We start from the raw sequence: 12,847 nt of genomic DNA on the forward strand, positions 1-12,847 counted from the left end.
ATGATGCGACGGCAGCTAATGAGATTGCTTACATGACAAGGAATGCAACCGTTGTAGGTTATCGCGTCGCAATCGATGACAAGCACGTTGTATTTACACGCTACTATCTATCATGCAGGGGATGGACAAGGCAAAGGTAATCGAGCATCTATCGGTATTGAAATCTGTTACTCACAATCAGCCGTTCCAAAGTATGTTTATGCGGAAGCGAATGCCGTCGACTATAATATTAAATTAAAAGCGGTACTTCCACAGATTAGATTATGGATGGGCAGCTTTTTTAATTTGTCAAATTCCAGAGGTATTCAAATGAATAAGGACGAATAGAGAATAATGCACTGTTTTTGTTTAACCAACACAGCAGTTTAGTGGAAGAAGAAAAGCTATACATAGTCAATTAGTTAAACAGAGGGCGGATTTTGGATATTATCGAAGCTTAGAAAAGGGAGGATGTCGTAAATTGGTTAAAAGACGTGGTAATTATGAAATAAGGATTGTAGGTAAACAGCTAAGCTGTACCCACTGTGAAGGTGTCATTTTTAGTCATCGGGAAGTATATATTGATGTAGTACCGTTTGTTGATGAAGAGCAAAAGCAGCAATTAACACTGCAGTCTTTAACTTGCAAAGACTGTGGTAATATTCAGCAGTTCCAACAACTAACGAAAGGGATGGAAACGAATATCGTTTACAAACAGGTAGATTAGATATGGTAGAAGATTTAAGCTGTGAGGAAAGTCGAATTACTATTTTGAACCGACCGCTTATTTGTCTTTTCTGCGCACATGATGTATTTATTCCGTATAGGACGTACAGAAATGTGGAAAAGCCAGGGATTGATGTGTTTTATGTAAACTATACGGCAGTTTGTACGCATTGTGGTGGGGTGATACAGTTTGGAGATCCGAGCTACTTTAATAATCGAGAGGGTGTTTACGTCTGGGCTATTGATCAAACTCTCCTTCATGCACGTCCCCCAGAGCCACCTGTTATCCGCATAGTAGATGAGGTAAAATTGCAGGCACAAAAAAAATGCTTACATTTAGCACTTCGGCTACTCGTGCAAGAGAAAAATGTAGTTGATACAGTGCTTTCCTTAGCCAAGGAGGAACAGTATTGTAAAGTAATAGCATTATTGGAGTCAAAAACGTGTAAGTTAGTTGAAGAAATCAATGCTGAAAAATGTTTAGCGTCAGCCCTACATCAGTTAATGACGCACTGTATCGTCGACAGTAATCAATTGCTCTCCATCGTAATAAATGAAAGCTATCCAGGAATTGAGCCATTTTTAAAGCAGTATATGAAATGAAAAAGCCTACAGTTGTGGTGCTTTAGTTCAACAAGAGGAGATCGTCAATTGACGGTCTTTTTTATTGGTCCAGTTTTCTGTGGAAAGGTTAAACAAGACCAAATAAAAAGCGGCCCCTCTACAGAATTAATTGTGGTTGGCCGCTTTTTATTGAGTAATGAAGTTAAATACTTCCTCATTCGGGTGTTATGTCTATTAGAAGTAAATGTACATACATCACCGTTTGGGTCAGATTATGCATCAAATTTCTGTCTCGCTGTTCAATTACATCTATTAAACATTGGAGAAAAGTGCCCAGCTGTTCGTTCAACTCCTTCATTCGTAATCCAACTTTCATCTAATAGCCGATCTAGCAGGAATTATTAGATGTTGCAAAACTGTAAGGTAAACGTCACCCGAACCGATGGATAGGTATTGGGATTTATCCTACAATGAAATCAGAAATGGAGTGGAGAAATATAGAATGAATAAACGAATTGAGGAACTGGATTATATACGTGGATTCGCCTTGTTGGGAATCATTCTGGTAAATATATTGGCTTTGCTTCAAATAGGTATTCCTGAGCCGCATACAATAGATGCAAGTTATCAACGATTTTTATTTTTATTTGTAGAAGGTCGTTTTTACTCCATTTTTTCATTTTTGTTTGGAGTGGGATTTTATATCTTTCTTACGCGGGCACGAAGTAAAAAACAAAATGGATATGTATTGTTTATACGTAGAATAGTAATTCTATTTGTATTTGGGATGGTTCATATGTTTTTTCAACCGGGAGAAGCATTAGCAGTTTATGCTGTATGCGGATTACTTGTATTACCGTTCTTTAAAGTAAACAAGCATGTGAACCTTGCTATAGGCATGATGTTGCTTGTCGTGTTTGCAGTTATGGGAGAGAAACTACTCTTAACATTTCCATTGATTTTATTGGGCTTGGTTTGTGGCCAATATCGTATTTTTGAAAACCTTGGTGAAAAAAGACGTTTCTTTATCTTTACAGCAAGCGCGTTAATCTGCAGTGGATTCGCCTTATATACACAGTATCAATTAGTACCTTACGAACCGTTTTTCAGTATGATAGTTATAGATGAAGAAGGGCCAATTGACGCGGTAAGTAAATTTTTGAGAGCCGGTATAATGGTCGGCCCAGTACTGTCAGCATTTTATGTAGGATTGTTGCTTCTTTTATTACAATCAAAAGTAATAAAACTTGTTCTTTCACCGCTAAAGCATTATGGTCGGATGGCATTGACCAATTATGTAGGACAAACTGCACTTATTCTACTTGCTGGTAGAGTTTTTAATCTATCAGCAAACCTTTCGTATATGGGAACCTTATATATATGCATAGTAATTTGTGCCATTCAGATGGTGTTCAGTATGATTTGGCTACGCTATTTTAAAATGGGCCCACTTGAATGGATCTGGAGAGTTATTACGTATTGGACAATCATTCCTTTGGTTAAAGAAAAATAATGTACCGGCACAACAGAAATATGTTGGATTTTTTATCGTGCGCCCTGCATGGGAGTAGTCTATAGGGTGCAAGTCCCGAACTTTGAAGGCAGAAGTAACAGTTAGCCTAACGCAAGGGTGTCCATGGGGACGTGGAATCCGAAAGAAAGATGGGTTTGCAAAAAAAACAACGACCAATCAGATTAGGGAAAGTTCGTTATATTTGTTTTATTGAACTTCTAATATAATCTCGTCAATTACTTCCTCTAACTCTTTCCTAAATATCGGACCCGTACATTCAAGTTCAAAGGTATCTTCAGTGATAAGGTCCTCTAGCGTGTGAATGTCATTCTTTTTAAGTATCTTAGTCAACCGTACACTTAGTTCCAGTATTTCAATTGGTTCTTTCAAATATTTTTCTTTGTCAAAGTGGATATCTTAACCGTGTGGGGGGGTTCTATTAACATGGTGTACGAACTGACAAATTAAAGTATAAACATACAGTAAAAAAGGTAATCCAACCTCGATAAGATTGAGGTTGGATTACCTTATTGAAAATTACATTGACTTTTCCAACAGCCTTCATCTATTTAACCTTTTTGTTGCCTCGATGGCGCATGAAATAAATAAACTGTGCCATTAATGTCGCGGGTAAATTAAAGAGATTACCTTGTAGATTAAGTTGTAACTGTTGCTGCTCAAAACTCATTACTTCATATGTAACGTTATGCGTTAAACCAGATTCTTCAAGCTCTTTTTTTGTAGCTACAATATTGCTATATTGAACTGGAATCATAACAAGAAAGTACATCACGAAAACCGAACCGATGATCCAGAATTCCATTACTTCGTTCTCCTCCTTGTCGAATAATTAGTAGTTAGTAGTTTTACGAAAGAAACTGGAAAAGGTTTCATTTTGGGTTATTAATTATTTCGAAATCGATTTTTTGCAGGAAACTCCCTGTCCTGCTATGATAAAGAAGTAAATAGAGAGGGGTTTGATTAACATGAATATGAATTTTGATCTTTATATGAATGATATCCTTAGACAAGCACGTTCAGAGATGGAAGCTAGCGGTTATGAGCAGCTGACAACGCCTGAGCTTGTTGAAGATGCGTTTAAACGTTCTGGCACAACACTTGTAATGGTGAACTCGGTTTGCGGTTGTGCAGGTGGTATCGCACGTCCAGCAGCTGCACACGCAGTGCATTATGACAAACGTCCGGATCACTTAGTAACTGTGTTTGCAGGACAAGACAAAGAAGCAACTGCACAAGCACGTATGCTTTTCGGAGAAGATCACCTGCCTTCATCACCATCATTCGTACTTCTGAAAGACGGCAAGCTTGTCGCTGAAGTTGGACGTTATGAAATCGAAGGACATGATCCAATGTCTGTTGTGACAAATCTACAAAGTCAATTTGAGGAATATTGCGAAGAACTATAAGAAAAGTGCTGGGCTTCTGAAAATGAACTTAGGCTAGACATATAAAGCAAAAAACAGTCCGTATGTGCTAGATTGCACATACGGACTGTTTTTTGCTTTTACATGATCATGCTAAGACCGAACATAACACTTGAAGCAAGCATTGCTCCAACCATTACCAAAACAACGACTTTCTGTACTTTACGATTGCTCATTAGTCAAAACTCCTTAAGCTTTATAATTCTATTTTAACAGAATTTATGAATATCACAACATCTAGCCGTTTAATGAGGTAAAATGTACAATAGGGGGAGGGGGAATTGTTATGCAAAAAGTAGACCACGTTGGAATCGCTGTCAAAAGTATCGATGTATCAATAGACTATTACATACATACGCTCGGGCTTACGCTTTTAGCAGTTGAAGAGGTCCCAAGTCAGAACGTGCGCGTCGCGTTCATTGACGCTGGGAATATTAAGCTTGAGTTATTGGAACCACTGGGGAAAGATGGAGCAATTGCGAAATTCATCGAAAAACGTGGTGAAGGAGTTCATCATATCGCATTCGGTGTGACGGATATTCGTTCAAGGATGGCTGAACTGCGGGAAAAAGGCGTTCAGTTACTGCAAGAAGAACCGAAACCAGGTGCTGGTGGAGCGGATGTGGCGTTCCTCCATCCAAAATCATCATTCGGCGTATTGTATGAGCTATGCGATAAAAGCGGCAAAGGGGACTGACAAAATGGATATCTATGATAAAATCAATGAATTATATGATAGAAAAAGAGTGATTGAACTTGGTGGCGGAGACGAGCGAATTGCTAAACAGCATGAAAAAGGGAAGTTGACCGCAAGGGAACGAATTGACTTGCTGCTAGATCCGAATTCATTTGTTGAATTAAATCCGTTTGTTATCCACCGTACGCGGGACTTTGGGATGGACAAGCAAGTCGGCCCAGGCGATGGCGTGGTAACTGGCTACGGGAAAGTTAACGGTAGACCAATATATTTATTTTCACAGGACTTTACTGTTTTTGGAGGAGCGCTAGGGGAAATGCACGCCATGAAAATCGCCAATGTCATGGATCTCGCTGCTAAAAATGGTGCACCATTCATCGGACTGAATGATTCGGGCGGAGCACGGATTCAAGAAGGTGTCGTCTCACTTGACGGTTATGGTGAAATTTTCTACCGTAATGCTATCTACTCAGGTGTTATTCCACAAATATCAGTCATTCTTGGGCCTTGTGCAGGCGGCGCTGTTTATTCGCCAGCCATCACGGACTTTGTATTCATGACGGATGAAACAAGCCAGATGTTCATCACAGGACCGAAAGTAATTGAGACGGTTACTGGGGAGAAGATTTCGTCTGAAGACCTCGGCGGTTCGAAAGTACATAACTCAATCAGCGGGAATGCCCATTTCCGTGGTAAAGATGAGAAGACTGTTCTCGAAAATGTCCGCAAATTACTTGCTTATTTACCGCAAAACAATACAGAAAAACCGCCAGTCGCAGCTTATGGCGAAGCAGATGATTACCGTGCAAATCTGGCGGATGTCGTACCCTATGAAACCATTCGTCCATATGACATACGGAAGGTTATCGAACAAGTCGTTGATACGGATTCCTTCATGGAAGTTCAAGCTGAATTTGCAAGAAATGCTGTCGTCGGATTGGCCCGTATGAAAGGGGAACCGGTCGGCCTCGTTTGTAATCAGCCGAAAGTAATGGCAGGTGGCCTTGATATTGATTCATCCGATAAAATTGCCCGTTTCATCCGATTCTGTGACTCTTTCAATATTCCAATCATTACTTTTGAAGATGTAACTGGATTCTTCCCGGGCATTAAACAGGAGCATGGTGGTATAATTCGCCACGGTGCAAAAATTTTGTACGCTTATTCGGAAGCAACTGTGCCAAAAATAACGGTTATCCTACGCAAGGCATTTGGCGGTGCTTATGTAGCACTGAACTCTAAATCAATCGGAGCAGATATTGTCTATGCTTGGCCAAATGCTGAAATTGCAGTTATGGGTGCGCAAGGCGCTGCGAATATCATCTTTGCCAGAGAAATTGCCAATAGCGACGATCCGGAAGCAATGCGCGCAGAAAAAATCGAGGAATACCGAGAGAAATTCTCAAATCCTTACGTTGCGGCATCACACGGCATGGTCGATGACGTTATTGATCCGCGTGAAACACGCATTAAACTATTGCAAGCACTTGACATGATGCGCAACAAGCAAGAGACTAGACCGAAGAAGAAACACGGTAATATACCGTTATAATTAAGGGGATGCTTTAAATGAATAAACAAAGACTACTAGAAGAATTTTTGGAACTCGTACAAATTGATTCTGAAACGAAAAACGAACGGGCGATTGCTGATGTTTTAACACTAAAAATGGAAGCACTCGGTTTTGATGTTGAGGAAGATGATTCTGACGATCGCACTGGACATGGCGCAGGTAACCTTATTGCGACGTTGAAAGGGACTACTGAAGGCATCGATCCAATTTATTTCACATGTCATATGGATACTGTCGTTCCTGGTCAAAGTATTAAACCGGAATTGCGTGATGACGGTTATGTCTATTCTGACGGTACGACAATTCTTGGCGCAGATGATAAAGCAGGAATTGCGGCTCTATTTGAAATGGCACGTACATTGAAAGAAAGTGGTAAACCACACGGCGATATTCAGTTCATTATAACAGCAGGTGAAGAAAGTGGACTAGTCGGGGCGAAAGAGATGGATGCGTCATTGATTACGGCGAAATACGGCTATGCTGTCGACAGTGACCAAAAAGTTGGCGGAATTGTAACTGCTGCACCTTTCCAAGCAAAATTATGGACGACAATCCATGGCAAAACAGCACATGCTGGCGTTGCACCTGAAAAAGGAGTTTCTGCCATCAATATCGCGGCTAAATCGATTTCTGCAATGTCCCTGGGTCGCATTGACTCAGAAACAACTGCTAATATCGGACGCTTTGAAGGTGGACAAGCAACGAATATTGTCTGTGATGAAGTTCGTATTTTAGCGGAAGCAAGATCTATCAATCAAGAAAAGCTGAATGAACAGATAGAACATATGATTCGTACATTTGAGCGGACTGCTGAACTAATGGGCGGAACAGCTGAAACAGAAGTTCAGCTGATGTATCCAGGATTTAGTTTTGAAGAAGACGCAGAAGTCGTGCAAACGGCGATGAAGGCCATTACGAATATCGGACTAACGCCACAGTTAATGACTAGCGGCGGTGGAAGTGACGGTAATGTATTCAATGGCGCAGGTATTCCAACAGTTACACTAGCTGTTGGTTACGAAGAAATTCACACGAAAAATGAGCGGATGCCTGTTGATGAGTTGAACAAGCTGACAGAACTCTTGCTTGAAATCATCCATGTAACAGCGAATAAGTAAAAGGGGGTAAAAGGATGAGTGATTTAAAAGCAGTTATTGTCCAATGTGGTAACGAGGAATACGCGATTGCTGTTGATACTGTCGTGTCAATTGAGCGTCTTGAACAAATAAACCCGATTCCACATCTTCCTGAATATATGCTCGGACTTATGCGGATTCGTGGGGAACTTGTTCCGATTCTGGATTTTGAACAGATTCTCTATGGTAAAACTGCACAAGGATATGAAGATGCACGTGTTGTTGTAGTTCAAACTGGCAGTTTATACATTGGTTTACTTGTACTGAATGCGAAAGAAATTCTTGATATTCCAGAAAGTGCTTTAACTTCCTCGGGACTTATTGCGTACTCAAGAACACCTTATTTCACAACAGTTGCAAATTTAGAAAACCGAATGATTACCGTTGTCGATCCTGAGATTTTATCCCAAACGCTTGCTGGGATGGATAAAATCGGCGAGTATGTGGAAGCACAACTAGCACAAGAAAAGTAATCTGTAAGCCGGGCAGTGGCATCTGTCCGGTTTTTGCATGTTATAATTAAATATATTAAACAAATGGATACCTAAAAAACTAAGTGAAGGCGCCCTAAATGGGGTAGTCAAAGCCCTAAGAATGGTGGCTAAGTTGCTTGGCTTAGGGCGGGAGATATCCCCCTTGCAGCTGAGCGAATTCAATGGCATTCTTTATTTCTACATAAGTAGTATTAAAGTGAAGGAGGGGAATATGTCTTGACGACGGTTAGTGATTCACAAGCAAAGGTCATTCTTCATCTGGATATGAATAGTTTTTTTGCATCCGTTGAACAAGCGCATGACCCTTCCTTGAAAGGTATCGCAATGGCGGTTGCCGGTAATCCAAAAGCACGAAAAGGCATTCTTGTGACATGTTCGTATGAAGCAAGATCGTTTGGCATTTACACGACGATGACTGTCGGTGAGGCGAAACGGCTATGTCCAGATCTGGTAATTGTCCCGCCAGATTTCGAAAAATATCGAATCGCTTCGTCTGCTGTTTTCGACTTGTTACGAACCTTTACTGACCTTGTAGAACCGGTGTCAATTGATGAGGCGTATATCGATATTACTGCGATTGGTGGATTGACCAATGCTGTGAATATTGCATCTGCTATGCAACAACGTCTTTTGCAGGAGCTTGACCTGCCGTGTTCGATTGGTATCGCGCCGAATAAGTTTCTTGCAAAGACTGCATCAGATATGAAGAAACCGATGGGTATTACGATTTTACGAAAGAGGGAAATTGAATCTATCTTGTGGCCACTTCCGGTTATTGAAATGCATGGAATTGGGAAGAGTACAGAGAAAAAGATGAATGAGTTGGGCCTTTTCACAATCGGGGATTTGGCAAAAACAGATGAGATCACCATAAAATCGTCTTTTGGGAAACACGGCATCCGACTGCATGAACGTGCAAATGGTATTGACCACCGTCTTGTAGACCCTGAAGCTGCTGAAGAACGAAAAAGTTTCGGCAGCTCAACGACATTACCGGTAGATGAAACTGATTTGGATGAATGCCTGAAGGTTTTCAAATGGTTGGCGTCCAAAGTAGCGGCCCGTCTTGATACTAAACAATTAGCCGGCACAGTCGTCATGATCCAGATACGTACAGCAGACTGGCGTAATCATTCTCGAAGCAGGACGGTCCTTAATCCACTTTATAAAGAACAAGATATTTATAAAGAAGCTGCTGATTTATTTACAAGGCATTGGGATGGCGAACCAATTCGTCTTCTTGGTATTACCGTATCAAATGTGGTTATGATGAATGAACTGCATGAACAGCTATCAATTTATAACTTTGAAAAACATGCGAAAGAAGAGACAATGGATACTTTGCTTTCGCAGTTGGAACAAAAATTCGGTCCTGGAACAGTGAAGCGGGGCATGAAATGAAAGGTGGATATCCGTTATGGAACTACAATTTTTAGGAACTGGGGCGGGTATGCCGTCCAAAATGCGTAATACGTCAGCTGTCGTTTTGAATTTATCGGCCGAAGGGGACGGTTATTGGCTATTCGATTGTGGGGAAGCGACGCAACACCAGATATTACATACATCGCTAAAACCACGGAAAATCGGCAAGATATTTATCACGCATTTGCACGGCGATCATATTTTCGGATTACCCGGATTGATTGGCTCGCGCTCATTCCTTGGTGGCGAGGAGCAACTTGACATTTATGGGCCAACTGGGTTGAATGAATGGATTAAGACAACGTTGCGCGTAACCAATACGCATTTAAACTATGAGCTAATTGTTCATGAAATCGGGGAAGGCGTTGTTTTTGAAGATGCCGATTACCGTGTAACTGCGAAAAGTTTACAGCATATTATCCCGTGTTTAGGTTATCGGATTGAGCAAAAGCCTCTTCCAGGAAAGTTACTCATCACCAAAGCGAAAGAAGCGGGTGTACCAAACGGTCCGCTACTGAAACAGTTGAAGAGCGGAGAAGATGTGATATTGGAGGACGGGCGAGTTGTTGCCAGTTCGGACGTCACCGGGGAACCGCAAGAAGGATTTATAGTTGCCATTCTTGGTGATACAAATTATTGTAGTGCCGCTGTTGAACTGGCGCAAGACACGGACATTCTCGTTCACGAGGCTACGTTCGATATAGATACGGGAAATCTGGCGAAAGAATATGGCCATTCAACAATCGGGGATGCAGCACGGGTAGCGCAAGAAGCAGGAGCTAAAACGCTTATTGCAAATCATATTAGTGCCCGTTTCATGCCTAGCGACGTGGCGCAATTGCAAAAACAAGGGGAAGCCATTTTCCCTGCACTCCATATTGCGGAAGACTTCTCACGGTTCGAATGGAAAAACGGTGAAGTTATTCGGGACTAAACATGAATTCAGAGTGATATAGGTGCTTTTCAGCCGTTACATCTACTTGAACATAGCAATATCTTATGTGAAAATATGTAAGCTGAAACCCGATTTTTCCTATTGCAGGAAGAATCGGGTTTAGTGTATGTATCAAACATTATTTTACAGAAATAACTTGTCCATTTGTCATTTTCTCGAGTTCATCTGGTGTTAATTGAAATATTGCTTTCGGATGTCCAGCAGCAGCCCAGATCGTTTCATACTTGAAAAGGTCTTCGTCAATTAAGGTTAGTACAGAGTTTTTATGCCCTAATGGGGGAACCCCGCCAATAACAAATCCTGTGGATTCACGGACAAAATCAGCGTCTGCTTTACCTAGTTTGTCATTTAGCGTTTGAGCAACTAGCTTCTCATCAATGCGATTGATTCCACTCGCAACAACTAATAGCGGCTCATTTGTACTTTTTAGTTTGAATATAATCGATTTAGCAATCTGCGCGACCTCACACCCTAAGGCATCTGCCGCTTCTTGAGCAGTTCGAGCGCTGTCTGTCAATTTGTTGACCTCGTTTGGATGTCCTAATTCCAATAGTTTCTCTTGTACTTGTTTAACACTAGTCGTTAACTTCTGCATTTATCTCAATCCCTTCAAACATTTTCGTTTAATAGACAATATTCTACAAAGTTATAACCTTTACCTTTATTTTTGGTGAACACTCAGAAAGGTTATATAACTCCATTAGGAGATATTTGGAACTACTACGTAGAATTGAATGAGTTAGACAAATACTTTATCTGGTTCGTGAAGTTTCCACGAATTTTATATCTCGAGTAGGTGAATAAATTATATTTACTATTGGTAGATACCTAAGAGGATACTCTACAGGCATATCACTAAAAAAGTAGTAGTGCGAACCCGTGCCAGGGTTTGCACTACTACTTTTTCATTTATAAATTACTGTCCAATATTGGCAGGATAACTTATTTAAAACATCCAGCCTCGCTCATACTGTTTCGGCGACTGGATCTCAACACGGAGGTCTTTTGCCGCTGTATATGCCCAGTACGGGTCGCGCAATAGTTCGCGTGCCAGCAAAATCATATCGGCACGGCCGTTTTTCAAGATTTCTTCTGCTTGGATACCAGTTGTGATCAGGCCAACTGCGCCCGTTAATATATCGGCACCATCTTTAATTGTTTCCGAAAATTTCACTTGATAGCCAGGAAATGAATCAATTGCGGCTGGGACGACCGCTCCGGAACTAACATCAATTAGATCGACGCCTTGCTCTTTCATCCACTTCGCCATTTCAATGTACGCAACGGACGTCATGCCTCCGTCAGTATAATCATGTGCGGATATTCGGACGAACAAGGGACCTTCCCAAACAGTGCGAACTACGTCGATAATTTCACGTAACAAGCGATAGCGGTTTACTGCAGAGCCGCCGTAATCATCCGTCCGTTTATTCGATAAAGGCGACAAGAATTCATTAATAAGATAGCCATGTGCACCATGGAGTTCAATGACGTCAAACCCGGCTTTCTTCGCACGAATTGCACCTTCCTTGAATGCTTGTACAGTCGTTTTTATATCGTCTATAGTCATTTCAACAGGCGATTTATACTTTTCATTGAATGCAATTGCGGACGGTGCATAAATATCGCCGTCGACTGTCGCTTTACGTCCAGCATGTGCGAGCTGGATGCCCGTTTTCGCGCCCTGCTGTTGCATGAGATGGACCACTTCTGTTAATCCCGCAATATGGTCGTCGCTCCAGATGCCAAGATCTTGTGAGGAAATTCGTCCCGCAGGTTGTACTGCTGTAGCCTCAACAATGATAAGGCCAACTTGACCGACAGCACGTGTGGCGTAATGTGTCTTATGCCAATCCTCAATCATTCCGTCTTCGTTATGGCTCGAATACATACACATCGGTGACATAACGATGCGGTTTTTAAATTCAACATCGCGTATTGTAAATGGTTCAAATAACTTTGCCATGTTTTTAACCCCCTAAATGATTAATACGATTAGTATAACAAATGCGGGAATATAAGGCGGGGGTCCCGACTTGGAAAGATGATTGGCATTAACACGATTTTTCAAAAAAAGTGTCAGAGAACGACCCCCTAAATAGCAGGAGAAGTTATCACCATTCTAGAAGAGTTATCTATCAAAGGAAAAGTTGGTGGGAAAATGGAGGCTTTTTTAGTTATAGATGTGCAAAATGGAATAGTGAATTTCGGTAATTTTCAAGAGAGCTGTCAATAATCAAGATTGTTATTAAGGATTTCAAGGCTAATGGAAAACCTGTTATTTTCATTAGGCATTGGTCAGATGTAATTGAAGTAATGGATTACGAGGAATTTGTCAAAGAG

16 protein-coding genes are annotated in these 12,847 nt (G+C 41.1%); 11 read left to right on the forward strand and 5 right to left on the reverse strand.

Annotated features, from left to right (window positions below):
- The first annotated feature begins 75 nt into the window (after window positions 1-75).
- From MKX62_RS18865 to MKX62_RS18880, 4 genes are all read left to right on the forward strand, one after another.
- Window positions 76-327 carry a hypothetical protein gene (locus MKX62_RS18865; protein WP_340742076.1) on the forward strand — a complete coding sequence of 84 codons (252 nt, stop codon included), beginning with the start codon at window positions 76-78 and terminating at the stop codon, window positions 325-327.
- Window positions 328-460: 133 nt separating this feature from the next.
- Window positions 461-706 (forward strand): hypothetical protein, encoded by a 246-nt coding sequence (locus tag MKX62_RS18870; protein ID WP_340742077.1) that lies wholly within the window; start codon window positions 461-463, stop codon window positions 704-706.
- A 113-nt stretch (window positions 707-819) separates the two neighbouring features.
- Window positions 820-1,308 (forward strand): hypothetical protein, encoded by a 489-nt coding sequence (locus MKX62_RS18875; protein WP_340742078.1) that lies wholly within the window; start codon window positions 820-822, stop codon window positions 1,306-1,308.
- Window positions 1,309-1,771: 463 nt separating this feature from the next.
- The gene (locus tag MKX62_RS18880; protein WP_340742079.1) at window positions 1,772-2,782 is read left to right on the forward strand and encodes a DUF418 domain-containing protein; all 1,011 of its coding nucleotides are present in this window, start codon (window positions 1,772-1,774) and stop codon (window positions 2,780-2,782) included.
- Between the two features lie 207 nt (window positions 2,783-2,989).
- Here MKX62_RS18880 and MKX62_RS18885 read toward each other — a convergent pair whose 3' ends face one another.
- Window positions 2,990-3,172, reverse strand: a complete 183-nt coding sequence (locus tag MKX62_RS18885; RefSeq protein ID WP_067209128.1) for a DNA-directed RNA polymerase subunit alpha C-terminal domain-containing protein — start codon at window positions 3,170-3,172, stop codon at window positions 2,990-2,992.
- Window positions 3,173-3,347: 175 nt separating this feature from the next.
- A complete protein-coding gene (locus MKX62_RS18890) occupies window positions 3,348-3,605 on the reverse strand; it encodes a DUF3949 domain-containing protein (RefSeq protein WP_340742080.1) in 258 nt (85 codons plus the stop codon).
- 163 nt (window positions 3,606-3,768) lie between these two features.
- Here MKX62_RS18890 and MKX62_RS18895 point away from each other — a divergent pair, with 163 nt between their 5' ends.
- Complete coding sequence (locus MKX62_RS18895) at window positions 3,769-4,209, forward strand: BrxA/BrxB family bacilliredoxin (RefSeq protein ID WP_067209130.1); 441 nt, start codon at window positions 3,769-3,771, stop codon at window positions 4,207-4,209.
- 98 nt (window positions 4,210-4,307) lie between these two features.
- Here the strand turns inward: MKX62_RS18895 and prli42 are convergent, their stop codons facing one another.
- Window positions 4,308-4,403, reverse strand: coding sequence for a stressosome-associated protein Prli42 (gene prli42, locus MKX62_RS18900; RefSeq protein WP_156476017.1), 96 nt, complete (start codon window positions 4,401-4,403; stop codon window positions 4,308-4,310).
- Between the two features lie 110 nt (window positions 4,404-4,513).
- Here prli42 and mce point away from each other — a divergent pair, with 110 nt between their 5' ends.
- The 6 genes from mce to rnz all read left to right on the forward strand — a co-directional run bounded on the left by mce (window position 4,514) and on the right by rnz (window position 10,483).
- On the forward strand, window positions 4,514-4,924 hold the full coding sequence (gene mce, locus MKX62_RS18905; RefSeq protein WP_067209132.1) for a methylmalonyl-CoA epimerase: 411 nt from the start codon (window positions 4,514-4,516) through the stop codon (window positions 4,922-4,924).
- A gap of 4 nt (window positions 4,925-4,928) precedes the next feature.
- Entirely contained in the window at window positions 4,929-6,476 is a 1,548-nt protein-coding gene (locus MKX62_RS18910; RefSeq protein WP_067209135.1) for an acyl-CoA carboxylase subunit beta, read from the forward strand.
- Window positions 6,477-6,493: 17 nt separating this feature from the next.
- Window positions 6,494-7,615 carry a M20/M25/M40 family metallo-hydrolase gene (locus MKX62_RS18915; RefSeq protein ID WP_340742081.1) on the forward strand — a complete coding sequence of 374 codons (1,122 nt, stop codon included), beginning with the start codon at window positions 6,494-6,496 and terminating at the stop codon, window positions 7,613-7,615.
- Between the two features lie 14 nt (window positions 7,616-7,629).
- On the forward strand, window positions 7,630-8,106 hold the full coding sequence (locus tag MKX62_RS18920) for a chemotaxis protein CheW (protein WP_067209139.1): 477 nt from the start codon (window positions 7,630-7,632) through the stop codon (window positions 8,104-8,106).
- Between the two features lie 237 nt (window positions 8,107-8,343).
- Window positions 8,344-9,528, forward strand: a complete 1,185-nt coding sequence (locus MKX62_RS18925) for a DNA polymerase IV (RefSeq protein ID WP_187044802.1) — start codon at window positions 8,344-8,346, stop codon at window positions 9,526-9,528.
- A 16-nt stretch (window positions 9,529-9,544) separates the two neighbouring features.
- Entirely contained in the window at window positions 9,545-10,483 is a 939-nt protein-coding gene (gene rnz, locus MKX62_RS18930) for a ribonuclease Z (protein WP_187044803.1), read from the forward strand.
- A 139-nt stretch (window positions 10,484-10,622) separates the two neighbouring features.
- On the opposite strand, the gene MKX62_RS18935 is transcribed toward rnz, so the two are convergent.
- Together MKX62_RS18935 and namA are read right to left on the reverse strand one after the other, a co-directional pair.
- Window positions 10,623-11,099, reverse strand: coding sequence for a YbaK/EbsC family protein (locus tag MKX62_RS18935; RefSeq protein ID WP_340742082.1), 477 nt, complete (start codon window positions 11,097-11,099; stop codon window positions 10,623-10,625).
- 351 nt (window positions 11,100-11,450) lie between these two features.
- Entirely contained in the window at window positions 11,451-12,470 is a 1,020-nt protein-coding gene (gene namA / locus MKX62_RS18940; RefSeq protein WP_340742083.1) for an NADPH dehydrogenase NamA, read from the reverse strand.
- Window positions 12,471-12,847 lie beyond the last annotated feature (377 nt).

The organism is Sporosarcina sp. FSL K6-5500 (assembly GCF_038005665.1).
Lineage (GTDB): Bacteria > Bacillota > Bacilli > Bacillales_A > Planococcaceae > Sporosarcina > Sporosarcina psychrophila.

What these genes read in the sequence shown, in the direction of transcription:
- prli42 (WP_156476017.1), bottom strand. Translation starts at nt 4,403, where the DNA reads ATGAGCAATCGTAAAGTACAGAAAGTCGTTGTTTTGGTAATGGTTGGA.
- mce (WP_067209132.1), top strand. Translation starts at nt 4,514, where the DNA reads ATGCAAAAAGTAGACCACGTTGGAATCGCTGTCAAAAGTATCGATGTA.
- MKX62_RS18915 (WP_340742081.1), top strand. Translation starts at nt 6,494, where the DNA reads ATGAATAAACAAAGACTACTAGAAGAATTTTTGGAACTCGTACAAATT.
- namA (WP_340742083.1), bottom strand. Translation starts at nt 12,470, where the DNA reads ATGGCAAAGTTATTTGAACCATTTACAATACGCGATGTTGAATTTAAA.
- MKX62_RS18895 (WP_067209130.1), top strand. Translation starts at nt 3,769, where the DNA reads ATGAATATGAATTTTGATCTTTATATGAATGATATCCTTAGACAAGCA.
- MKX62_RS18910 (WP_067209135.1), top strand. Translation starts at nt 4,929, where the DNA reads ATGGATATCTATGATAAAATCAATGAATTATATGATAGAAAAAGAGTG.
- MKX62_RS18880 (WP_340742079.1), top strand. Translation starts at nt 1,772, where the DNA reads ATGAATAAACGAATTGAGGAACTGGATTATATACGTGGATTCGCCTTG.
- MKX62_RS18920 (WP_067209139.1), top strand. Translation starts at nt 7,630, where the DNA reads ATGAGTGATTTAAAAGCAGTTATTGTCCAATGTGGTAACGAGGAATAC.
- MKX62_RS18935 (WP_340742082.1), bottom strand. Translation starts at nt 11,099, where the DNA reads ATGCAGAAGTTAACGACTAGTGTTAAACAAGTACAAGAGAAACTATTG.
- MKX62_RS18865 (WP_340742076.1), top strand. Translation starts at nt 76, where the DNA reads ATGACAAGCACGTTGTATTTACACGCTACTATCTATCATGCAGGGGAT.
- rnz (WP_187044803.1), top strand. Translation starts at nt 9,545, where the DNA reads ATGGAACTACAATTTTTAGGAACTGGGGCGGGTATGCCGTCCAAAATG.
- MKX62_RS18890 (WP_340742080.1), bottom strand. Translation starts at nt 3,605, where the DNA reads ATGGAATTCTGGATCATCGGTTCGGTTTTCGTGATGTACTTTCTTGTT.